Raw genomic sequence first — 20406 nt, forward strand, 5'->3', positions numbered from 1 at the left:
AAACAAACAATCTAGATTTCATGTCGGTATTATCAAACAAAAACCGTTATCGAGTATTGATTCAAATCAATTTAGATTTGATTCGCAAACCGGTAAAGAAAAACGGCATACCCGTTTATGCAGATATGCCGTCTGATGGTGCAGGGGACTGCTATATTTGGCAGTGGTTTGTGTTTTAGTCCTCTTGCGCCGCTGTTTGCAGGTAGTTCGGCAAACCGATTTTGCCGATCAGTTCCTGCTGGGTTTCGAGCCAGTCGATGTGTTCTTCGTTGGTGTCTTTTTGTTTTTCCAACAAATCACGGCTGACGTAATCCTGTTGCGCTTCTGCTGTAGCGATGGCAGCAAGCAGGGCTTCGTGTTTTTCCTGTTCTTTGGTCAAATCGCAGACAATGATTTCTTCGGTGGACTCGCCAATCAGAAGCTTGCCCAGCTCTTGCAAATTGGGCAATCCTTCAAGGAAGAGGATGCGTTCGATCAAATCGTCTGCAGCTTTCATTTCAACGATGGACTGTTTGAAGAAATGTTCGCCCAGTTCTTCAAAGCCCCAGTTTTTCAAAATACGGGCGTGAAGGAAATATTGGTTGATGGTTACCAGTAGCAAGCCTAAGTTTTTGTTCAGCTCGCGGATAACCAGACGGTCGCCTTTCATACGGACTCCTTTTATTCCGAATACAGCTTACAGTTGGCTTTGGTAGTAGTTACCTTCGCCAATCAACTCGATCAGGCGAAGCTGCTGTTCCAGCCAGTGGGCGTGGTCTTCTTCGGTATCTTTCAGTTGGGCAACCATCAGGTCGCGCGTAACATAGTCTTGAGCCTCTTCGCACAGTTTGATGCCTTTTTTTAACGCATCACGTACTTCATATTCGGTTTGCAGGTCGGCTTTGAGGCAGGAAACCACGTCTGTACCGATATTCAGTTCGGCGCGCGCCATTTTCGGCGTACCGCCCAGCATCAGGATGCGTCGGATGAAGTCTTCGGCGTGTGTGGTTTCTTCTTCCATCTCGTGATTGAGACGTTCGAACAATTTGCTGTATCCCCATTCGGAGTAGAGGCGGGAGTGGATGAAGTATTGGTCGCGCGCCGCCAGCTCGCCGGACAGCAATTCGTTCATGTAATCTAAAACTGCTTGATTGCCTTGCATAATATTTCTCTTTTCTTAATTTGGGTTTCGTGTGGTTAAACAGTGGATGTAGTACTGTTCGGGATGCGTGCATTGTATGCAAAAGTTTTTGATATGACAAATTTTCTATTTAAAATACAAACAATTATCAAAAGAAATAGGGTGTATTCCCCGATACCTGCCAAATCAGTATGCTGTTTTTTATCGGTTTTTTGTGCTGCTAAAACTAAGAATCCATATCATCCATAAAGAACATTTACACTTGTTAACCATAGCGAAAAGCAAATACTGTACGGTTTTTTATCAAAATTTATAATGAATCGTTCTCATTAACTGACAGATTCTTTTGAGATTATCGGATTCGGAGAATAAATCATGCCGTCTGAAGGGCTTTCAGACGGCATAGGCGGCTAACGCGGGGCGGCTTGTGTCAAACGGCGCGGCAGGCGTAGGGAATCATTTTTTACTTTGGCGCGGTGTTCCGGGTTTAATGATGCCCGCAACCGCCGTGGCTTTCGCGTAAGGCTTCGGCAGCCTGTTCGTCGGCATGGTAACTTGAACGGACCATCGCGCCGATGGCGGCATTGCTGAAGCCCAGTTCGTATGCTTCTTTTTCAAAGATTTTGAACTGCTCGGGCGTAACGTAGCGCAAGACGGGCAGGTGTCCGTCTGAAGGCTGGAGGTATTGTCCGATGGTAATCATTTCGATATTGTGCGCCCGCATATCGCGCATGATTTCGCGCACGTCTTCGTCTGTTTCGCCCAAGCCGACCATAATGCCGGATTTGGTCGGGATATGCGGCATCATTTCTTTATAACGTTTTAATAAGTCTAAAGAATGTTGATAATTGGCACCCGGACGGGCTTTTTTGTACAGGCTCGGATGTGTTTCCAAGTTGTGATTCATCACGTCGGGCGGCGTTTCTGCCAAGATTTCCAGCGCGATGTCCAGACGGCCGCGGAAATCGGGAACGAGGATTTCGATTTTGGTATTCGGGCTGGTTTCGCGGATGGCTTTGATGCAGTCGGCGAAATGCTGTGCGCCGCCGTCGCGCAGGTCGTCGCGGTCAACCGAGGTGATGACGACGTAACGCAGGTTCATGGCTTTGACGGATTCTGCGAGGTTTTTCGGTTCGTCGGGGTCGAGCATATTCGGACGGCCGTGTCCCACGTCGCAGAACGGGCAGCGGCGGGTGCAGATGTCGCCCATAATCATGAAGGTCGCCGTGCCTTTGCTGAAGCATTCGCCGATGTTGGGGCAGGAGGCTTCCTCGCAAACGGTGTGCATTTTTTGTTCGCGCAAAATGTCTTTGATTTCAAAGAATTTGCGTGATGGGAGTTTGGCGCGTATCCATTCGGGCTTTTTCAGTTTTTCCTGAAGGGGGACGACTTTGATGGGGATGCGGGCGGTTTTGTCCGCGCCTTTGAGTTTGATGCCGCGTTTGGGATCGTCGGTTTTGATTTCACTCATTGTTATCTGCTTTCGGTGTGAGTTGTGTTTTAAGATGTGTGGTCAGCTTGGCGGCGACTTCGTCCAGCGTGGGGCAGGGGTGGACGAGGTCGGCAATTTGCGTCATTTCCATACCGGCATAACCGCAGGGGTTGATATGGGTAAACGGCGAGAGGTCCATATTGACGTTGAGCGCAAGACCGTGATAGACGGAACCTCCTTTGATACGCAGCCCCAGCGAGGCGATTTTGCGTTCGCCGACGTAAACGCCGGGGCGTTCGGGGTCTGCCGCCGCTTCGATGCCGTATTCCGCCAATGTGGCGATGATGCTGTTTTCAAGCGCGGAAACGATGTTTCTAACACTGGTTTTGCGCCGTTTGAAATCAATCATCGTATAAACGACCAATTGCCCGGGCCCGTGATAGGTAATCTGCCCGCCTCGGTCAATCTGGATAACGGGGATGTCGTCGTGAATCAGCAGGTGCTCGGGTTTTCCCGCCAGTCCTTGTGTGAACACGGGGGGGTGCTCGACAACCCAGAGTTCGTCTTCAGTATCGGCATTCCGTCCGGCATTAAAGGTTTTCATCGCTTCAAAAGTCGGCAGATATTCGACCAAACCTTTGTGTATGATTTTCATCTCAAAGTACCACTTTGACCAGTTCGTGCGAAGTCAGCGCGTGGTAGATGTTGTCCAATTGTTCTTGGTTTTCAACCTTTACCTGAACGGTGGCACCGGTATAGTTGCCTTTGCTGCTCGGACGCGTGGTGATGTGGTGCGGCTGCGTGTCGGGGGCGTGGAGGCGAACGGTGTCCAATACCGCCTGCTCAAACTCGGGATGCACCGCGCCCATTACTTTTAATGGGAAGGTGCAGGGAAATTCGATGAGGGATGTTTTGTTTTTTTGTTCGGTCATGATGTGCTACCTTGTTGTGTACGGTATGCCGTCTGAACAGGGTTTTGTTTGTCAGACGGCATCAGATATGCGGTATTTTAGCCCAAACCGTGATAACAGGCTATCGGAACGGCACGGGCTTTATCTGCGATATAACCCATTCTGCTATAATAATGATGAAAATGGTTTCCGGACGGGTTGTTATGTATCAGAAAAAAAAGCAGAGTATCAAACCCTGGGTTGGTGCGGGGGTGTTCCTTACGGTCTTGATATGGCTGGCTTTCGCACTTGGCGACACACTGGCTCCCTTCGCGGTTGCGGCAGTATTGGCGTATGTGTTGGATCCTTTGGTTGAATGGTTGCAGAAAAAAGGTTTCAACCGTGCCGTTGCGTCAATGACTGTAATGGTTTTTGCCTTGCTGCTGCTTGCGGCACTGCTTTTGATTATTGTCCCTATGCTGGTCGGACAGTTCAACAGCATGGTATCCCGTTTGCCCCAACTTGCAGGTTTTATACAAAATACGCTGTTGCCGCTGTTGAAAGAGACTGTGGGCAATTATGTGGAAATCGATCAGGCATCCGTTATCGCATGGCTTCAGGCGCATACGGGTGAGCTGAGCAACACGCTTAAGGCGTGGTTTCCCGTTTTGATGAGGCAGAGCAGCAATATCGTCAGCAGCATCGGCAATCTGATGCTGCTGCCGTTGCTGCTTTACTATTTTCTGCTGGATTGGCAGCGATGGTCGTGCGGCATCGCCAAACTGGTTCCGAGGCGTTTTGCCGATACTTATACGCGTATTACAGGTAATTTGAACGAGGTATTGGGCGAATTCTTACGCGGTCAGCTCCTGGTGATGCTGATTATGGGCTTGGTTTACGGCTTGGGGCTGGTGCTGGTCGGGCTGGATTCAGGATTTGCCATCGGTATGCTTGCCGGTATTTTGGTATTTGTCCCTTATCTCGGTGCGTTTACGGGATTACTGCTTGCCACCGTTGCCGCCTTGCTCCAATTTGCTTCGTGGAACGGCATCTTGGCTGTCTGGGCGGTTTTTGCCGTCGGCCAGTTTCTCGAAAGTTTTTTCATTACGCCGAAAATCGTGGGAGACCGTATCGGCCTGTCGCCGTTTTGGGTTATCTTTTCCCTGATGGCATTCGGACAACTGATGGGCTTTGTCGGAATGTTGGCAGGATTACCTTTGGCTGCCGTAACATTGGTATTGCTGCGCGAGGGCGTGCAGAAATATTTTGCTAGCAGTTTTTATCTGAACAGGTAAGGCATTGACGAAGTATAAAGTTTCCCAAAGGGATATTTTGTTTTTATCCGAAAATGCAGTATGGATACCTGCAGTCCGCGTCCGTTATCAAATAAAGGGATGGGGATAAACATATTAAGACTTTCTTGTAGATGATTTGAATAAGATAGCATTACCTGAAAATAAAGTGAAAACATAGGACCCAAATAGATTACGACCTGTTATTGCCGCCCCAACTAAAGCAACAAATCAATTTGGTATTCGTCCGTATGATTTTAGAAATTTTGAAAACCAAATCATTAAAGGAAGTGGAAAAAATGGCAGATAATTTATCTTTTTATGAGTGGGTTAGAATCGAGAGAGAAAGACTTCTTATCAATGCTTTTCCCGATTTTATCAAGAATTCTTATGGTGAAACCTATGTAATTGAATGTGATGGCAATGTGGAGGAAGTTAGGAAATTAGTAAAAGAAGTGTTGTTTGTATTCAATAATTTGTATATGAAACATAAATGGATTGATGATATAGAACAATGGAAAGCAATTTTACCGCATCAATTTACCAAAAATTTTGCACGAGAACTCACAATAGAAGAGGTGGAAAAAGAACGTGATTGGTTCTATTCATTAGCATATAAGCAAAAATTAGAAGAAGCTAAAAAGGCAGCATACGAACCCTGGCGATTGAGTGACTGGGCAGAAACTATGCATCCTGAGAACAGAGTTTGGTTTTGGTGGGGAGACACAATTCTTGGAGAACGAACTAAAGATAATTATTTTGTTGTTGCTATTAAACTTTTAGATGATTATTATTCATTTAATCCTATTAAAATCTTTTTTAAAAATTGTGGAGCAAAAAATATTTCTAATATAAGTCAATATGACTTATATTAGAAATGCTGCTAATTTTGAGATTTTGGATTTGGATAAAAATGCCGTCTGAACTTTTCCGGCAAGGTTCAGACGGCATTTTTCATACCTATTGATTGGGATATTTATTGGGAAGTTTTACCCTTGTCGAGGATTTTCATCCCAGCCGAAATCAGGCTACCGAGGTCGGCAACGTTGGCAGGCATAATCAGCGTATTGCTTTCTTTGGCAAGATTGTTGAACGCGGCAACGTATTGTTCCGCAATCTTCAGATTGACCGCATCCGCACCGCCTTGTGTTTGAAGGGCGGCGGCTATTTGACGGATGGCTTCGGCATTGGCTTCGGCAACAAGGCGCAGGGATTCCGCTTCGCCTTTGGCGCGGTTGATGCGGGCGATTTTTTCGGCATTTGACGCATTGACCGCAGCCTGAGCCTCACCTTCGGATTGTTGGATTTCGGCTTCGCGCTGACCGCTGGCAAGGTTGATTTGTTCGATTTTACGGCCTTCGGATTCGGCGATGCGGGCGCGTTTTTCGCGTTCGGCAGTAATTTGCGCCTGCATCGCGCGCAAAATCTCTTGCGGCGGCACCAAATCCTTGATTTCGTAACGGAGAACTTTGACACCCCAGGCCCCGGCGGCTTCATCGAGGGCGGAAACGACGGTGCTGTTGATTTCGTCGCGTTCTTCAAACGTTTTGTCCAGCTCCATACGCCCGATAACGGAGCGCAGCGTCGTTTGGGCAAGCTGGGTAATCGCCATAATGTAGTTGCTCGAACCGTATGAGGCAAGTTTGGGATCGGTTACTTGAAAATAGATGATGCCGTCAACAGTCAGCTGCGTATTGTCGCGCGTGATGCAGACCTGGCTGGGTACATCCAAGGGAATTTCTTTCAGCGAATGACGGTAGGCGACGCGGTCTATAAAGGGAATCAAAATATTCAAACCGGCCGTCAGGGCGCGATGGAAACGCCCCAGCCTTTCGACAACGTGGACTTCCTGTTGGGGAATAACGACAAAGGATTTAAATCCGAAAACAACGACGGCTACCAGTAATATAATGAAAAATTCCATAATTCCTCCGAGTGTTAAGGGTTTGAGATGATGAGAAGGTTACCTTCCTTGCGGACGATGAGGGCGTGCGTTCCCGGTTCAAACACATCCTGCCCCGTATTTTGCGCCTGCCAGTGCGTACCGCGATAAAAAACTTCGTAACGGTTGCCGCCTGCGTGCCGGAGGATTTCGGCATATTGCCCGGCATCCAAATCCTGATATGAATCCGTTTCAACTTTTCCCACGGCGGTTTTGGCGTGTACGAACCAAATGCCCAGCGCGGAAAGCAGCGCGGCGGTCAAGACGGCGGCTGGCGTGCTGCCGGACAGCCCGTAGGCAATGCCCGAACCCGCCAAAGCCGCGCTAATAACCAAAAGATAAACCGTCCCCGTCAATAATTCGATGATTAAGACGGCAACAGCAGCAACAAACCATACAGTCATACATTTCCCCACAAAGCGTGTCGTTTGACAAAATCACGCGATATCAGCAGTATAGCCGAATTTGAAAGGATAGGGCAGATATGGATACTTGGCACGATGCACTCGGCGGTGAAAAACAGCAGCCGTATTTTCAGGAAATTTTAAATACGGTCAGGCAGGAACGTTTGTCGGGACAAATCATCTATCCGCCGGCGGCTGATGTGTTCAACGCATTCCGCCTGACAGCGTTCGACCGGGTCAAAGTCGTTATTCTCGGACAAGACCCGTATCACGGGGCAGGGCAGGCGCACGGTTTGGCATTTTCCGTCCGGCAGGGCGTCCGCATACCGCCGTCTTTACTCAATATCTACAAAGAATTGGAAACCGACATCGAAGGCTTTTCCATTCCCGCGCACGGCTGCCTGACAGCGTGGGCGGAGCAGGGCGTATTGCTTCTGAACACGGTTTTGACCGTACGCGCAGGACAGGCGCATTCGCACGCCCTTTTAGGTTGGGAACGCTTTACCGATACCGTCATCAGGCAGCTTGCGACACACCGCAAGCACCTTGTCTTTATGTTGTGGGGCGGGTATGCACAACAAAAAGGGAGACTGATAGACAGTCAAAATCATTTGATATTGACCGCACCGCATCCGTCTCCTCTGTCGGCATATCGCGGTTTTTTCGGCTGCCGCCATTTTTCACGGGCAAACAGCTATTTGAGCCGGCACGGTATCGATCCGATAAACTGGAAGCTGTGAATGCCGTCTGAATGCCAAGTTGCTTAAACCCCGCTTAAGGCTGCTTTTGAAACCGGAAACAAAGTGATTAAGGAAAACCGGCTCATAATGCAAAACCGTCTGAATCCCGGGGTTCAGACGGCATTCGAGCGTCAAAGTTTGCGTGTCGGGTTCATTTAGCGGAATTCAAACAGCTCTTGATGCAATGAGCGTGTCTTAAGGTTTCCTGCAATACCGCTTGTAAAGCTGCGACTGCCGCAAAGCCATAGGCTGCGGGCTTCACTATTCCGAACGCTTTGTGCAATATGATTGACGGACAATCTTTGGGTTTCGGAAGGAATATAGTGGAACGCAACATTCGCTTGTTCAGCCAACGCTTTCCATTGACCGATTAGTTCCGCAGATAAATTTCTATCGGCATGAAACCAGTCAATCGGTTGATTGGAAGGTTGTTTGGCTAATTCTTTGAGTCTTGCAAGGAAAGGCGTAAAACCAATACTGTTGCTTACCCAAATCTGTGCATTTTTATCTGAAAAATTGAAGCGGCCATATGCACCGTCAATTTGAACGGTATCACCGATGTTCAAGCGTTGGGGCAGGCGATGGGTGTAGTCTCCCAAGTCTTTGATGATAAGATTGATTTGTTGGTTTTCAGGATTCCAGTCAGAGGCGATGGTAAACGGATGGCTTTCTCCGTGTGCGCGCAAAAAGAGGAATTGGCCGGCTTGGTGTCCCTGCCATTTTGGCGCATTCAGGGTAAGCGAGAGTAGGGAAGCGTTTTGGTTTATGGCGGCTACTGTCGCGGTTTGCGGTTTGCCAATGCGTTTAAAGAGGGCGAGGAGCGAACAAATACTGCCGAAGAATAGGGCGGCAGCCAGCAACCAACCGAGCGGTTGAGACCAGTAAGCAAAGTTTGCCAATACAATGGCGTGCCAAACGAGCGCAAGATAGACAGGGACAATTAAGATGTGAAGTCTGGCAAACCAGCGGTAGGGAATCAGCTTTATCAGCACGATAAGCAATAGTACGCCGACGGCGTAAAAAGCAACCTCACCCACTTCTTCAGCAAAATGGCGTTGGCTAACCAACCAATCTTTTAACGTTAAGATATCTGGCAGCGGTGGGCGTTGCGGACGTTTTCCCTCAATAACACCAAGTGTGATAAGCCATTTAGGAAATTGTGTGCTGGTCCAATGCAGGATGCTGCCTGAAAGGGCAATGATGCCCAACCATTTGTGCAGACGATACATTTTATCCAATCCGCCAAATAGTCCTTCCAACATTTTGGGACGTACTGCAAGAATCATACAGGCACTCATAGCCAGTATGCCGATGCTGCCGGAATAGGTTGCGTATGGGAAATACGCCCCACTTGTCTGGAAACGGTGTGGCAAACAGCCATAAAGCAGATATGCCGGCTAAAAAGGCAAATAAGGTAAATTTAATGTTTTTCATGGTTGTGTTCTTTGTGCAATGAAAATATAAAACAGCCGTGGCTTGTTTTAACAGGATTGAGTATATCTTGGAAAAATTAGGCGAAAATTATCGATAAGGTGCTTCCCGTATTTGCCTGCTTATTCCATATATTTTCCGACGCGAGATAACCGTGTGGAGGTTATTGAAGAAACTGCATTCCGCCCTTATTCATCAAAAATTTCCCATCTAATACGCTGTTGATGTCTTGGCTAACCAACAACGGTTTTAATTCATTGCGATAGTTTTTATAGGCTTCGCTTTGATGATGTTGTTCATAGCTCTCAGGGTCGGCATAGATTTCTACAATACGCCATTGGTCATCTTGGTTTTCTACCGTACCGGCATAGACGGCTAAAAGTGATTCGTTGGCGGTGCGATATTTTGCCAACGCATAGTGAATCGCTTCTGTGTGGTTCGGTTTGGCGGTCAGGGCTTGAAAACGGACTAGATAGTTACCGCCCAGCTGTAAGGCGGTTTTATTTTCGCTGATAAATTGTGCTTTCAAGGGCGTAAGGCTTTTACTCGCAAAAGCCTGTTCGGTAGCTTGGGCAAAGCGTTTGAAATGCTCGCTTTGGTTGTGCGCCTGCTTGGCCTCCGCGTTTTGACACACCTCTAACACGTAAATCTTATGGGCATCGTCAGTCTGCGGCATGGCATACATGGCCGAAAGTTCGGGCTCGGTTTGGACTGATGTACGGATATTTTCTTTAATTGCCTGTTGAGTTGTGGCAAGCTGTTCGGGCTTCACATTCAGTTCGCCTAAGCGGATAAACGGAGCAGCCTGCACTTGTAAAGTCAGTCCAAGACAACCGATTGCAAAAAGTTGTTTCAATTTCATTCTAGTCTCCTTAGAAAAGCGGGACTTTACTTTTGACGTAAAATCCCACCGCACTTTAATAAGCCGCTTTATTTTTCGCTGCTTTTGTTAAACCGTCCAACCATGCTTGATGGCCGTTTACCATTGGATTGGGCACAGTTTCTGCCAAGCCTTTGGCAAGTTTGCCGATTTGGCTTTCTTCGGTTAAGACTCGCACGCGATTGTTCGGCAGGTTTTCTAAAATCCAAGCGTGATACACATCGCTGAAATCTTCGCCTTCGCCAAAGGTGCCAGACCATGCAAGGCGAACGAGATTGCCATCTTCGCTGATATCAAACTCTTCTACTTTACAAGTTACGTGGAAGCCGAAAGTATCAAAAACAAAGTTAGCACCAGCTGAAAGTTGAGTGGTTGAACCATCGCCCACCACGATATTTTCCGCATTGTGATAATAAGTGCCCCATGCTTTGGTATCCGATAAATAAGGCAGCACATCCGCCACGCTTAAGCCTTTTACAATCACTTCATTGGAAACATAGTTGTCGGTTTCGCCCGGCGTATATTTTTCTGGCCAAATGATTGCTGGTTGTGAATAAGTTTTCATAATAAAGTCCTCTTAGTTAATGGTTAGTCGCGTTTTGCTATGGAAGGCATTATAGGTAGGAATAAGATATAAGTTAAATCATTATTATAAATAGTTAATATCAGATAAAATGATATTATAAGAATAAAGTGAGCTAAAAATGAAATCCTTACAAACTCTTGATTTGAATTTGCTGAAAGCCTTTTCGGTATTGATGGATGAGCGTAACGTAAGCAAAGCCGCCGAGCGTTTGGCGATTACGCAGCCGGCAATGAGTGGCATGTTGACAAGATTGCGCGACAGTTTTGATGATCCGCTGTTTGTGCGAGTGCAACGGGGCGTAGTGCCGACCAATCGGGCGTTAGAACTTGCCCCGCAAGTGAAAAAGGTACTGCATGAAGTAGAGCAATTATTACAGCCGCCACAGTTTGATCCGACTACAGCAGAATTGACCGTACGCATCGCCTGTACCGATTATGCAATGCGTGCCGTAATTGTACCGTTTCTGCATTTGCTGAAAATCCAAGCGCCGAAAATCAAAGTAGCGGTGCTGGCGATTAACGAAAGCCTCGTACAAAATCAACTGGAACAGCGACAAATCGACTTTGCGTTAGTCACGCCAGACTTCCAAACACCTGATATTCATGCGAAAAACTTGTATGATGAACGCTACATCTGTGCTGTTCGCCATGATCACCCAATAGCCCAACAATCTAAACTAACCCTTGAGCAATTTTGCCAGTTAGAGCAAGCCTTGATTTCCTATCATGGCGGCAGCTTCAGCGGTGTTACAGACAAAGCCCTGCAAGCGATGGGGCTACAAAGAAATGTCAGCCTATCGGTACAAAACTTTATTGTCTTGCCTGAATTGTTGGAGCAAAGCGATTTACTGGCGGTTGTGCCTGAGCGCTTGATTACTCACTTAGATAATCTCAAACGCTTTGAGCCCCCTCTTAAAATTCAAGGTTTCACCAAAACATTGATTTGGCACGAACGGACACATAAAGATCCTGCGTATTGTTGGGTCAGAGAGCTGATTGAAAAGGCTTGTTTGGTTGAAGAGAGATAATGAATGCTAATGATAGGTACGAGAAATTTCCCTAATATAAGTGGTTGAGTTCTGAATGGGTTTGAATAGATTCGCAAAAATATCTATTCAGTTATCATAAATTTAACATAATATATATTATGCGAACTATCCGAAGAACCGTTTTTTACGGTGGAAATAAGAAGGATTGTTCGGATAAACAAAATGCGCGCAATGGGCTTTGAAATACGCCCTTTTGACGCGCTCCCTGTCCCTTTATTCTTCATCGGTCTACATGCGCCCCAATTCCCTTTGCAGGGCTTGGATATTTTGCTGTCTGTCCAAAACATTGCTTTGCAATGCATTGATTTCTTGATGGTTAATGTTGCCGCCTTTTGCCAGACGTGCTTGTGATAACATTTTTTGGGCTTCAGCCAATGCTTTGCGTTCGTTGCTCAATTCTGTTTCGAGAATGGAACGTCTGCTGTTGTTTGCGGGTGCTTGTTGCGGCGGGGGCGTATTGGATTTTGCCGACTTGGATACTGTTTTGACCGGGGCTTTATATTTGACAGCCTGCCCGCCGTTTGACGGTGATGGTGCCGGTTCGGATGTTTGGGGCGGGATATAGCGTTCGCTGCTGTAGTTGCCGATCGGGGGCAGGTCGGTTGAGTGGCAGCTTTTAGACGGCTTGGTGGTGTAAACGGTTTCTCCGTTGATTGTGCAGGTATAGATTTTGGCCGCATTCGTACCCAACGGGCTTGAAATCAGGGAAAGGTTGATTAGGATTAAGGGGAGTTTTGATTTCATAATGTGTTGATACTCGGATAATAATTTGATTTTTGGGGATTTTTTGTAAGGCTTTCTTGGCGTTTTATGGGCTTTTCTTTTCGGTTGTCCGCTTTTGATTTTCCTTCGGGGCTTAGGCAGCCTGCCTGTTCTTTTTCCCGGCAGGTTTTTTCTTTTTGTTTCCTGTGTGTATTTTGGCTTCTTGACTGAGTTTTTTAATTTTCAGGCGGTATCCGCCTCCCTGATGGCTGCTGATTTTAGGCAAATCCGCATCGGTGCACAATCCTGACGGGTCTGATGTATATACGCTTTTGCCATTTGAGTTGCAATGGTATACGGAGGCTTGCGCCGACGCGCCGGAAAGGGACAGGTAAACCAAGGCGGCAAAAAGTCTGATGTTCATACCGGTAAAGTAAAAAGGCGGTGGTAACGTCCGAATTATACCGTTATCGGCAGGCAAAGATAAGCACCCTGCCCGCGCTTCTTTATCGCTCGGCAAACTGTTTCTCGATTTCAGTTTCAATCCGTTCCAATTCTTCTTGGCAGGCCAGCCAAACCTCTTCGATTCGGGCAAGTTGTGTTTTGACTTTTGCCAGCTCGGATAAGGTGTTTTGCAATTTTTCTTTGTTTGCTTCAAGGTAAGCTTCTTCTTGTGCTAAAAATGCTTCACATGCCGTCTGAATTTCGGAAAGTTGCGCCATTTCTTTTTCAGCTTTGCCGATTTTCTGCTGTATCGGCTTGCCGCGTCGGGCTTTTTCCTGACGGATTTGCGCTTCGATGCGCTTGGTGTCTTTGCGGCTTTGGCTTTGTGCGGATGCTGCGGGCGCGGTTGTGGCGTTTTCCTGCGCCAACCTCCATTGACGATAATCGTTTAAATCGCCGTCAAAGTTTTTCAGACGGCCTTTGTCAATCAGGAGGAAGCTGTCGGTAGTCGCTTCAAGCAGGCTGCGGTCGTGCGACACGACGATTAAGGCACCTTGGAAACTTTGCAGAGCGAGCGTCAAGGCGTGGCGCATATCCAAGTCCAGATGGTTGGTCGGCTCGTCAAGCAGCAGCAGATTCGGTTTTTGCCAGATAATCATGGCAAGGGCGAGGCGGGCTTTTTCTCCGCCGGAAAAGGGTTCGGTTTTCTGCAACGCCATATCGCCGGCAAAGTTGAAGCCGCCTAGGAAATTTCGGATTTCTTGTTCGCGCACTTCGGGCGAAAGCTGCTGAATGTGCCAAACGGGGCTTTGGTCGGCGCGGATGGTGTCGAGCTGGTGCTGGGCAAAATAGCCGATATTGAGTTTTTCGGAACGGACGATGCTGCCGGAGAGTAAATCGATTTTGCCAGCCAAGGCTTTGATAAACGTAGATTTACCGCTGCCGTTGACACCCAATAGCCCGTAACGTGCGCCGCTCTCCAGCGACAGGGTAATGTCGTGCAAAACGGTTTTGCCTTCGTAACCCAAATCGGCGTGTTCCAGCTTCAGCAAAGGATTGGGCAGATGATCGGGATTGTAAAACTCGAAAGAAAACTCGCTGTCCAGATGCGCGGGCGCGATGCGTTCGAGTTTTGCCAACGCCTTCATGCGGCTTTGCGCTTGAACGGCTTTGGTGGCTTTGGCTTTGAAGCGGTCGATAAAGGATTGTAAATGTTTGATTTGCGCCTGCTGTTTGACATAGGCGGCTTGTTGCTGCGCCAAACGCTGCGCACGTTCGTTTTGGTAAAAATCGTAATTGCCGCCGTATTGGGTCAGCTTTTGCTGCCACAGTTCGATGGTTTGGGTGGTCGTTGCATTGAGGAAATCGCGGTCGTGGGAAATGATGAATTGCGTGCAGGGCAATGAAGCGAGGTGGTTTTCCAGCCACAAGACGGTTTCCAAATCCAAGTGGTTGGTCGGTTCGTCAAGCAAGAGCAAATCGGCGCGGCAAATCAGGGCTTGGGCGAGATTGAGGCGCATACGCCAGCCGCCGGAAAAGGATTTGACGGGGCGGCTGTGTTCTTCTTGCGAAAAACCCAGTCCGTCCAACAGTTTTGCCGCGCGGGCAGGCGCGGTATAAGCGTCGATTTCTTCCAATTTGGCGTGATATTCCGCCTGCTTCATACCGTCGTTTTCCGCCTCCGCCCGCGCCAATGCCGTCTGAAGGGTCTGTAACTCGGCATCGCCCTGCAAAACGTAATCCAAAGCGGAAATGTCCAAATCGGGCGTTTCTTGGGAAACGGAAGCGAGCCGCCAGTTTTTCGGAATCAAGACATCGCCGCCGTCTTGAGTGATTTCGCCCTTGATTAAGGCAAACAGGCTGGATTTACCCGTCCCGTTTTTGCCGATCAAACCGACTCGCTGACCGGGATTGGCGGCGGCGGAAGCCTTGTCGAGCAGGACTTTCAAACCGCGTTGCAGGGTGAGGTTTTTAATTTCAATCATAACGGAAATATCGCCGGGCGGAAAAAGCCCGTATTTTACCTGAAAGTCAGTGCCGATGCCGTCTGAAACGGGAAATTTACGGCTGAAGCCAAGCCCAGGCCCTGCGCCCTTCCGAGTGCAGGAAAACCAATGTCCTGAATGCCGAATCGGTATTCATGCATTCCACGCCGATTCCGACTCGGGAAAAATCCGCGATGATTTTGGGATGGATAAACTCCTGCGCCGCGCCCGTCCCGATAATTAATATTTCCGGATAATCATCCGCTTTGACACCAGACAACAGGTTATCCGGAGTCAGTTCTGACAATGACTGCCATTTCGAGGGCATTGCCGAACCTTGCCGCAACAGCACAGGCCGGTCGAAATATTGCCCCGCCAACCGGATTCCGCCCGCGCCGCATTCATATTCCGCAAACTGTCCGTCTATCGGATTTTCTTCAAACAACATTTTTTTACCCCGTTTCCGCATCATCCGCACCGAAAGGGGTGCAAAATCGGGCGAATTAATGTAGGATTGGCAGATTTCATCTGACCTCTCCTGCTGATTTCAGACGGCATTTGATTCAAAGTGCGGCACAATTATATCGGCAGCGGATATTTTCGTCTTTCAATATTTACATTCAGTCGGCTTACAAGGAGACACAATGAAGCCAGTAAACATCGGTCTTTTAGGCTTAGGTACGGTCGGCGGCGGTACGGCTGCCGTGTTGCGGGACAATGCGGAGGAAATCAGCCGCCGTTTGGGGCGAGAAGTGCGCATCAGTGCCGTATGCGACTTAAGCGAAGAAAAAGCCCGCCAAATCTGCCCGTCCGCAGCCTTCATCAAAGACCCGTTCGAACTGGTCGGGCGTGAAGATGTCGATATTGTCGTCGAATTGTTCGGCGGTACCGGCATTGCCAAAGATGCGGTGTTGAAAGCCATTGAAAACGGCAAACACATCGTTACTGCCAACAAAAAACTGCTCGCCGAATACGGCAACGAAATCTTCCCGCTGGCGGAAGAAAAAAATGTCATGGTGCAATTTGAAGCGGCAGTCGCCGGCGGCATCCCGATTATCAAAGCCCTGCGCGAAGGTTTGGCGGCAAACCGAATCAAATCCATCGCTGGCATTATTAACGGCACCAGCAACTTCATCCTCTCCGAAATGCGCGAAAAAGGCAGCGCGTTTGCCGACGTATTGAAAGAAGCACAGGCGTTGGGCTACGCCGAAGCCGACCCGACCTTCGACATCGAAGGCAACGACGCAGGCCATAAAATCACCATCATGAGCGCGCTGGCATTCGGTACGCCGATGAACTTTTCCGCCTGCTACCTCGAAGGCATCAGCAAACTCGACAGCCGTGACATCAAATACGCCGAAGAACTCGGCTACCGCATCAAACTTCTGGGCATCACCCGCAAAGCCGAAAAAGGTATCGAATTACGCGTCCACCCTACCCTAATTCCCGAAAGCCGCCTCTTGGCAAACGTCAACGGCGTGATGAACGCCGTGCGCGTCAATGCCGATATGGTTGGCGAAACCTTATATTACGGAGCAGGTGCCGGTGCATTACCGACCGCTTCCGCCGTAGTCGCCGACATCATCGACATCGCACGCCTGATTGAAGCTGATACCGGTCACCGCGTACCGCATCTGGCGTTCCAACCCGCCCAAGTCCAAGCGCAAACCATCCTGCCTATGGACGAAATCACCAGCAGCTACTACCTGCGCGTCCAAGCCAAAGACGAACCGGGTACGCTGGGGCAAATCGCCGCGCTTTTGGCAAAAGAAAACGTGTCTATCGAAGCCTTAATCCAAAAAGGCGTGATTGACCAAACTACCGCCGAAATCGTGATTTTGACCCACAGCACGGTCGAAAAATACATCAAGTCGGCAATCGCAGCCATCGAAGCACTGGATTGCGTGGAAAAACCGATTACCATGATCCGTATGGAAAGCCTGCATGACTGAGCCGAAACACGAAATATCCGCCGAAGAGCAGGCTGCGGCGCGTAAAAAAGCGAAAGCCAAAATCCGCACCATCCGCATTTGGGCGTGGGTCATTTTGGCGTTGCTCGCTTCAACCGCCCTGCTCTCCCAATGCGCGATGTCCAAACCGCAGGCGAAGCAGAGAATTGTCGAGTCTTGCGTGAAAAACATACCGTTTGCCGAAAAATGGCAGAACGATTTGAAAGCGCGCGGCTTGGATGCGGACAATACCCGCCTCGCCACCGATTACTGCAAATGTATGTGGGAACAGCCTTTGGACAGGTTGAGCGAGAAACAGATTAGTTCCTTCGGCAAACTCGGCGCACAAGAACAGCTTGACCTGCTCGGCGGCGCAAACGCGTTTGAAGCGCGCGACAGACGGTGCGTTACTGATTTGAAAGCTGATTGAACCGCCGAACCGGAATGCCGTCTGAACACGGGAAAAGCGTTTCAGACGGCATTTTTTCAAACTGACCAGCAGGACAAATAAAAAGCCGATTCTTCAAGGAATCGGCTTTTTACTGAAAAACAGTTTACAGTGCGTCTTTCAATGCTTTACCTGCACGGAATTTAGGCGTTTTGGCGGCGGCAATGGTCAGAGGCTCGCCGGTTTTGGGGTTGCGGCCTTGGCGTTCTGCACGTTCGCCGACGTAGAAAGTACCGAAACCGACCAAAGTAACGGTGTCGCCTTGTTTCAGGGCGTTGGTTACTGCATTGGTAGTGGCATCCAAAGCTTTTTGTGCGGCGGCTTTGGAAATGCCGGCTTCTTGAGCAATCGTTTCAATCAATTCAGACTTGTTCACAATCAGTCCCTTCCTATCTTAAAAAATGATGAAATGCCCGAATACTCGGGGGTTTGTACTGCTTGAGCAACTTTCGCTTTATAGCAATTCTGAAATTGCCGTGTCAAGCAAAAAATACGGAATCGCCCTATTTTACAGGCTTTCAGGACGAAACCGCATTTTTACAACACATTTCCTGCGTTTCAATGTTTGATTGCCCTGCTGCGGGGTTTCGGTTTTGAAGCGGGTTCCGCCGCCGCTTCCACGGCAGAAGGTTCTGCCCAAGGCTCAGGCCGGCTTTCCAAACCCAGAGCCAATACCTCGTCTATCCATTTGACCGGATGGATGGTCAGACCGGTTTTCACGTTTTCAGGGATTTCCTCCAAGTCTTTGACGTTGTCTTTCGGAATCAGGACGTGTTTGATGCCGCCGCGAAGCGCAGCCAACAGTTTTTCCTTCAGACCGCCGATGGGTAAAACTTCGCCGCGCAGGGTGATTTCTCCCGTCATGGCAACATCGGCACGTACCGGGATTTTGGTGAATGCGGACACCATCGCCAAAGTCATGGCAATGCCCGCACTCGGACCGTCTTTCGGTGTTGCACCTTCGGGAACGTGAACATGGATGTCTTTTTTCTCGTAAAAATCAGGAGCCAAACCCACTGATTCTGCACGGGAACGGACAACAGACCATGCTGCGGACACGGATTCTTTCATCACATCGCCCAACTGACCGGTACACTGGATCACGCCCTTGCCCGGCAAGGCTGCGGCTTCGACGGTCAGCAGTTCGCCGCCGACTTCCGTCCACGCCAGACCGGTTACTTGTCCGATACGGTTTTCGCTTTCGGCAACACCGTAATCGAAGCGGCGAACACCCAAATAGTCGTGCAGATTTTTCTCGTTAACTTTAACCGTTTTAGGTTTGGCCTTACTTGCTTTTTTGGTTTCAGACGACCTTTTTTTGTCTTGTTCCAAAGTAATCTGCATCACCACCTTACGGCAGATTTTGGCAATCTCGCGGTCGAGCGAACGCACGCCCGCCTCGCGGGTGTAATAACGGATAATATCGCGCACCGCGCTTTCTTCGATTGCCAATTCACCTTCTTTCACGCCGTTGCGCTTCATTTGCTTCGGCACGAGGTACTGCATCGCGATATTGATTTTTTCGTCTTCGGTATAGCCGGACAAACGGATGATTTCCATACGGTCGAGCAGTGGGGTCGGGATGTTCAGGCTGTTTGAAGTCGCAATAAACATCACATCGCTCAAATCGTAATCTACTTCGGCATAATGATCGGCGAACTTGTTGTTTTGTTCGGGATCGAGTACTTCAAGCAACGCGCTGGCGGGATCGCCCCGGAAGTCGCTGCCTAATTTGTCGATTTCGTCGAGCAGGAACAACGGGTTTTTTACGCCGGCTTTTGCCATATTCTGCAAAATCTTACCGGGCATAGAGCCGATATAGGTGCGGCGGTGTCCTCGGATTTCGCTTTCGTCGCGCACGCCGCCCAAGGCCATACGGACATATTTTCGCCCCGTTGCTTTGGCGATGGATTCGCCCAAAGAGGTTTTGCCCACGCCCGGAGGGCCGACCAGGCACAGAATCGGACCTTTGAGTTTGTCCATGCGTTTTTGGACGGCGAGGTATTCCAAAATCCGTTCTTTGACTTTTTCCAAGCCGTAGTGGTCGGCATCCAGCACCAGTCCGGCTTTGGCGATGTCTTTGCTGACGCGGGATTTTTTCTTCCACGGCAGTTCGAGCAGGGTGTCGATATAGTTGAGTACGACGGTGGATTCGGCAGACATCGGCGGCATCATTTTGAGTTTTTTCAGTTCGGACAGGCATTTTTCTTCCGCTTCTTTGGTCATACCCGCCTTTTTGATGCCTGCCTCCAAGGCATCCAGTTCGCCGTTTTCGTCTTCTTCGCCCAATTCTTTGTGTATCGCTTTAATTTGTTCGTTCAGATAATATTCGCGCTGGGATTTTTCCATTTGGCGTTTGACGCGTCCGCGTATGCGTTTTTCGGCCTGCATAATGTCGAGTTCGGATTCCAACTGTACCAGCAGAAATTCCATCCGTTTGCCGATTTCGGGAATTTCCAAAATCTGTTGGCGTTGCGCCAGTTTCAACTGCAGATGCGCCGCGACCGTATCGGTTAACCGGCTGTTGTCGGCAATGCCGTTGATGCTGCCGATAATTTCGGCAGGGATTTTTTTATTGAGTTTGGCGTATTGTTCAAACTGCGCCAACAGGGTGCGGCGCACGGCTTCGAGATCGGTATTGCCGCCCGTGTCTTCTTCCACGACCGCCTCTATATGGGAAACGAACAGCCCGCCCGTGTCTTCAATGGTCAGAACACGTCCGCGATACAGCCCTTCGACCAGCACTTTTACCGTGCCGTCGGGCAGTTTCAACACTTGCAGGACTTGTGCGACCGTACCGGTCTGATACAGGTCGGCGGCAACCGGTTCTTCTACCGCCGCATCGGTTTGCGCCAATAGGAAAACCGGTTCCTCGCGGGTAATGGCTTTTTCCAGTGCGGCGATGGATTTCGGCCTACCGACAAACAGCGGCAGAACCATATGCGGGTAAACGACGACATCCCGCAAAGGAAGGGTTGCCAAGGCGGCATATTCCTCAAAATGCTTTTCTTTTTGTGTCATAGGTACTCTCTTGTGTCTGACAGATTGCCGATTTTCGCGTACATTGGGGTTGAAGGTATTATTTCAAGCATACGCGGTTTATTTATGGAGTT

22 protein-coding genes are annotated in these 20406 nt (G+C 49.0%); 6 read left to right on the forward strand and 16 right to left on the reverse strand.

Annotated elements, in window-relative coordinates:
* Positions 1 to 175: 175 nt before the first annotated feature.
* From bfr (Q3O06_RS02035) to Q3O06_RS02055, 5 genes are all read right to left on the reverse strand, one after another.
* On the reverse strand, positions 176 to 649 hold the full coding sequence (gene bfr, locus Q3O06_RS02035) for a bacterioferritin (protein WP_301817392.1): 474 nt from the start codon (positions 647 to 649) through the stop codon (positions 176 to 178).
* A gap of 27 nt (positions 650 to 676) precedes the next feature.
* Positions 677 to 1141, reverse strand: coding sequence for a bacterioferritin (gene bfr / locus Q3O06_RS02040; protein WP_196428025.1), 465 nt, complete (start codon positions 1139 to 1141; stop codon positions 677 to 679).
* A 466-nt stretch (positions 1142 to 1607) separates the two neighbouring features.
* Positions 1608 to 2591: a lipoyl synthase gene (lipA, locus tag Q3O06_RS02045; RefSeq protein ID WP_301817393.1), complete on the reverse strand. Its 984-nt coding sequence runs from the start codon at positions 2589 to 2591 to the stop codon at positions 1608 to 1610.
* Positions 2584 to 3207, reverse strand: coding sequence for a lipoyl(octanoyl) transferase LipB (gene lipB, locus Q3O06_RS02050; protein ID WP_301817394.1), 624 nt, complete (start codon positions 3205 to 3207; stop codon positions 2584 to 2586). The genes lipA and lipB overlap by 8 nt, the downstream gene beginning before the upstream one ends.
* Position 3208: 1 nt before the next feature.
* The gene (locus Q3O06_RS02055; RefSeq protein WP_301817395.1) at positions 3209 to 3484 is read right to left on the reverse strand and encodes an HP0495 family protein; all 276 of its coding nucleotides are present in this window, start codon (positions 3482 to 3484) and stop codon (positions 3209 to 3211) included.
* A 182-nt stretch (positions 3485 to 3666) separates the two neighbouring features.
* On the opposite strand from Q3O06_RS02055, the gene Q3O06_RS02060 reads away from it, so the two are divergent.
* Together Q3O06_RS02060 and Q3O06_RS02065 are read left to right on the forward strand one after the other, a co-directional pair.
* Positions 3667 to 4737 (forward strand): AI-2E family transporter, encoded by a 1071-nt coding sequence (locus Q3O06_RS02060; RefSeq protein ID WP_301817396.1) that lies wholly within the window; start codon positions 3667 to 3669, stop codon positions 4735 to 4737.
* Positions 4738 to 4985: 248 nt separating this feature from the next.
* Complete coding sequence (locus Q3O06_RS02065) at positions 4986 to 5609, forward strand: FAD synthetase (RefSeq protein WP_301673346.1); 624 nt, start codon at positions 4986 to 4988, stop codon at positions 5607 to 5609.
* Positions 5610 to 5710: 101 nt separating this feature from the next.
* Here Q3O06_RS02065 and Q3O06_RS02070 read toward each other — a convergent pair whose 3' ends face one another.
* Complete coding sequence (locus Q3O06_RS02070) at positions 5711 to 6658, reverse strand: SPFH domain-containing protein (RefSeq protein WP_301817397.1); 948 nt, start codon at positions 6656 to 6658, stop codon at positions 5711 to 5713.
* Positions 6659 to 6672: 14 nt separating this feature from the next.
* Positions 6673 to 7080 carry an NfeD family protein gene (locus Q3O06_RS02075; protein ID WP_301817398.1) on the reverse strand — a complete coding sequence of 136 codons (408 nt, stop codon included), beginning with the start codon at positions 7078 to 7080 and terminating at the stop codon, positions 6673 to 6675.
* 80 nt (positions 7081 to 7160) lie between these two features.
* Here Q3O06_RS02075 and ung point away from each other — a divergent pair, with 80 nt between their 5' ends.
* Entirely contained in the window at positions 7161 to 7820 is a 660-nt protein-coding gene (gene ung / locus Q3O06_RS02080; protein ID WP_301817399.1) for a uracil-DNA glycosylase, read from the forward strand.
* Positions 7821 to 7975: 155 nt separating this feature from the next.
* Here ung and Q3O06_RS02085 read toward each other — a convergent pair whose 3' ends face one another.
* The 3 genes from Q3O06_RS02085 to Q3O06_RS02095 all read right to left on the reverse strand — a co-directional run bounded on the left by Q3O06_RS02085 (position 7976) and on the right by Q3O06_RS02095 (position 10696).
* The gene (locus tag Q3O06_RS02085) at positions 7976 to 9118 is read right to left on the reverse strand and encodes a ferredoxin reductase family protein (protein WP_301817400.1); all 1143 of its coding nucleotides are present in this window, start codon (positions 9116 to 9118) and stop codon (positions 7976 to 7978) included.
* A 296-nt stretch (positions 9119 to 9414) separates the two neighbouring features.
* On the reverse strand, positions 9415 to 10113 hold the full coding sequence (locus tag Q3O06_RS02090; RefSeq protein WP_118792578.1) for a putative quinol monooxygenase: 699 nt from the start codon (positions 10111 to 10113) through the stop codon (positions 9415 to 9417).
* 55 nt (positions 10114 to 10168) lie between these two features.
* The gene (locus Q3O06_RS02095; protein WP_118792579.1) at positions 10169 to 10696 is read right to left on the reverse strand and encodes an SRPBCC family protein; all 528 of its coding nucleotides are present in this window, start codon (positions 10694 to 10696) and stop codon (positions 10169 to 10171) included.
* A gap of 139 nt (positions 10697 to 10835) precedes the next feature.
* Between Q3O06_RS02095 and Q3O06_RS02100 the strand changes: the two genes are divergently transcribed.
* Positions 10836 to 11744, forward strand: a complete 909-nt coding sequence (locus Q3O06_RS02100) for a LysR family transcriptional regulator (RefSeq protein WP_301817402.1) — start codon at positions 10836 to 10838, stop codon at positions 11742 to 11744.
* A 249-nt stretch (positions 11745 to 11993) separates the two neighbouring features.
* Here the strand turns inward: Q3O06_RS02100 and Q3O06_RS02105 are convergent, their stop codons facing one another.
* The 4 genes from Q3O06_RS02105 to Q3O06_RS02120 form a co-directional block, all read right to left on the reverse strand.
* Positions 11994 to 12509 (reverse strand): hypothetical protein, encoded by a 516-nt coding sequence (locus Q3O06_RS02105; protein WP_301817404.1) that lies wholly within the window; start codon positions 12507 to 12509, stop codon positions 11994 to 11996.
* A 112-nt stretch (positions 12510 to 12621) separates the two neighbouring features.
* On the reverse strand, positions 12622 to 12891 hold the full coding sequence (locus tag Q3O06_RS02110; RefSeq protein ID WP_301817405.1) for a hypothetical protein: 270 nt from the start codon (positions 12889 to 12891) through the stop codon (positions 12622 to 12624).
* 82 nt (positions 12892 to 12973) lie between these two features.
* Positions 12974 to 14896 carry an ATP-binding cassette domain-containing protein gene (locus Q3O06_RS02115; protein WP_301817406.1) on the reverse strand — a complete coding sequence of 641 codons (1923 nt, stop codon included), beginning with the start codon at positions 14894 to 14896 and terminating at the stop codon, positions 12974 to 12976.
* 76 nt (positions 14897 to 14972) lie between these two features.
* Complete coding sequence (locus Q3O06_RS02120) at positions 14973 to 15344, reverse strand: Mth938-like domain-containing protein (protein ID WP_301817407.1); 372 nt, start codon at positions 15342 to 15344, stop codon at positions 14973 to 14975.
* A gap of 196 nt (positions 15345 to 15540) precedes the next feature.
* Between Q3O06_RS02120 and Q3O06_RS02125 the strand changes: the two genes are divergently transcribed.
* Both Q3O06_RS02125 and Q3O06_RS02130 read left to right on the forward strand, forming a co-directional pair.
* Complete coding sequence (locus Q3O06_RS02125; protein WP_301817408.1) at positions 15541 to 16848, forward strand: homoserine dehydrogenase; 1308 nt, start codon at positions 15541 to 15543, stop codon at positions 16846 to 16848.
* Positions 16841 to 17275 (forward strand): hypothetical protein, encoded by a 435-nt coding sequence (locus Q3O06_RS02130; protein ID WP_301817409.1) that lies wholly within the window; start codon positions 16841 to 16843, stop codon positions 17273 to 17275. Before Q3O06_RS02125 ends, Q3O06_RS02130 begins: the two co-directional genes overlap by 8 nt.
* A gap of 124 nt (positions 17276 to 17399) precedes the next feature.
* On the opposite strand, the gene Q3O06_RS02135 is transcribed toward Q3O06_RS02130, so the two are convergent.
* Both Q3O06_RS02135 and lon read right to left on the reverse strand, forming a co-directional pair.
* Positions 17400 to 17669, reverse strand: coding sequence for an HU family DNA-binding protein (locus Q3O06_RS02135; protein ID WP_301668071.1), 270 nt, complete (start codon positions 17667 to 17669; stop codon positions 17400 to 17402).
* Positions 17670 to 17851: 182 nt separating this feature from the next.
* Complete coding sequence (lon, locus tag Q3O06_RS02140; RefSeq protein ID WP_301817410.1) at positions 17852 to 20314, reverse strand: endopeptidase La; 2463 nt, start codon at positions 20312 to 20314, stop codon at positions 17852 to 17854.
* Positions 20315 to 20406 lie beyond the last annotated feature (92 nt).

The organism is Neisseria maigaei (genome assembly GCF_958267405.1).
GTDB classification, from domain to species: Bacteria; Pseudomonadota; Gammaproteobacteria; order Burkholderiales; family Neisseriaceae; genus Neisseria; species Neisseria bergeri.

Excerpts from the sequence above, each read along its gene's own strand:
- bfr (WP_301817392.1), bottom strand. The coding sequence starts at position 649 with ATGAAAGGCGACCGTCTGGTTATCCGCGAGCTGAACAAAAACTTAGGC.
- Q3O06_RS02115 (WP_301817406.1), bottom strand. The coding sequence starts at position 14,896 with ATGATTGAAATTAAAAACCTCACCCTGCAACGCGGTTTGAAAGTCCTG.
- Q3O06_RS02100 (WP_301817402.1), top strand. The coding sequence starts at position 10,836 with ATGAAATCCTTACAAACTCTTGATTTGAATTTGCTGAAAGCCTTTTCG.
- Q3O06_RS02065 (WP_301673346.1), top strand. The coding sequence starts at position 4,986 with ATGATTTTAGAAATTTTGAAAACCAAATCATTAAAGGAAGTGGAAAAA.
- lipB (WP_301817394.1), bottom strand. The coding sequence starts at position 3,207 with ATGAAAATCATACACAAAGGTTTGGTCGAATATCTGCCGACTTTTGAA.
- Q3O06_RS02130 (WP_301817409.1), top strand. The coding sequence starts at position 16,841 with ATGACTGAGCCGAAACACGAAATATCCGCCGAAGAGCAGGCTGCGGCG.
- Q3O06_RS02120 (WP_301817407.1), bottom strand. The coding sequence starts at position 15,344 with ATGTTGTTTGAAGAAAATCCGATAGACGGACAGTTTGCGGAATATGAA.
- lipA (WP_301817393.1), bottom strand. The coding sequence starts at position 2,591 with ATGAGTGAAATCAAAACCGACGATCCCAAACGCGGCATCAAACTCAAA.
- Q3O06_RS02085 (WP_301817400.1), bottom strand. The coding sequence starts at position 9,118 with ATGAGTGCCTGTATGATTCTTGCAGTACGTCCCAAAATGTTGGAAGGA.
- Q3O06_RS02090 (WP_118792578.1), bottom strand. The coding sequence starts at position 10,113 with ATGAAATTGAAACAACTTTTTGCAATCGGTTGTCTTGGACTGACTTTA.
- lon (WP_301817410.1), bottom strand. The coding sequence starts at position 20,314 with ATGACACAAAAAGAAAAGCATTTTGAGGAATATGCCGCCTTGGCAACC.
- Q3O06_RS02075 (WP_301817398.1), bottom strand. The coding sequence starts at position 7,080 with ATGACTGTATGGTTTGTTGCTGCTGTTGCCGTCTTAATCATCGAATTA.
- Q3O06_RS02060 (WP_301817396.1), top strand. The coding sequence starts at position 3,667 with ATGTATCAGAAAAAAAAGCAGAGTATCAAACCCTGGGTTGGTGCGGGG.
- Q3O06_RS02105 (WP_301817404.1), bottom strand. The coding sequence starts at position 12,509 with ATGAAATCAAAACTCCCCTTAATCCTAATCAACCTTTCCCTGATTTCA.
- Q3O06_RS02125 (WP_301817408.1), top strand. The coding sequence starts at position 15,541 with ATGAAGCCAGTAAACATCGGTCTTTTAGGCTTAGGTACGGTCGGCGGC.
- bfr (WP_196428025.1), bottom strand. The coding sequence starts at position 1,141 with ATGCAAGGCAATCAAGCAGTTTTAGATTACATGAACGAATTGCTGTCC.
- Q3O06_RS02070 (WP_301817397.1), bottom strand. The coding sequence starts at position 6,658 with ATGGAATTTTTCATTATATTACTGGTAGCCGTCGTTGTTTTCGGATTT.
- Q3O06_RS02110 (WP_301817405.1), bottom strand. The coding sequence starts at position 12,891 with ATGAACATCAGACTTTTTGCCGCCTTGGTTTACCTGTCCCTTTCCGGC.
- Q3O06_RS02055 (WP_301817395.1), bottom strand. The coding sequence starts at position 3,484 with ATGACCGAACAAAAAAACAAAACATCCCTCATCGAATTTCCCTGCACC.
- Q3O06_RS02095 (WP_118792579.1), bottom strand. The coding sequence starts at position 10,696 with ATGAAAACTTATTCACAACCAGCAATCATTTGGCCAGAAAAATATACG.
- ung (WP_301817399.1), top strand. The coding sequence starts at position 7,161 with ATGGATACTTGGCACGATGCACTCGGCGGTGAAAAACAGCAGCCGTAT.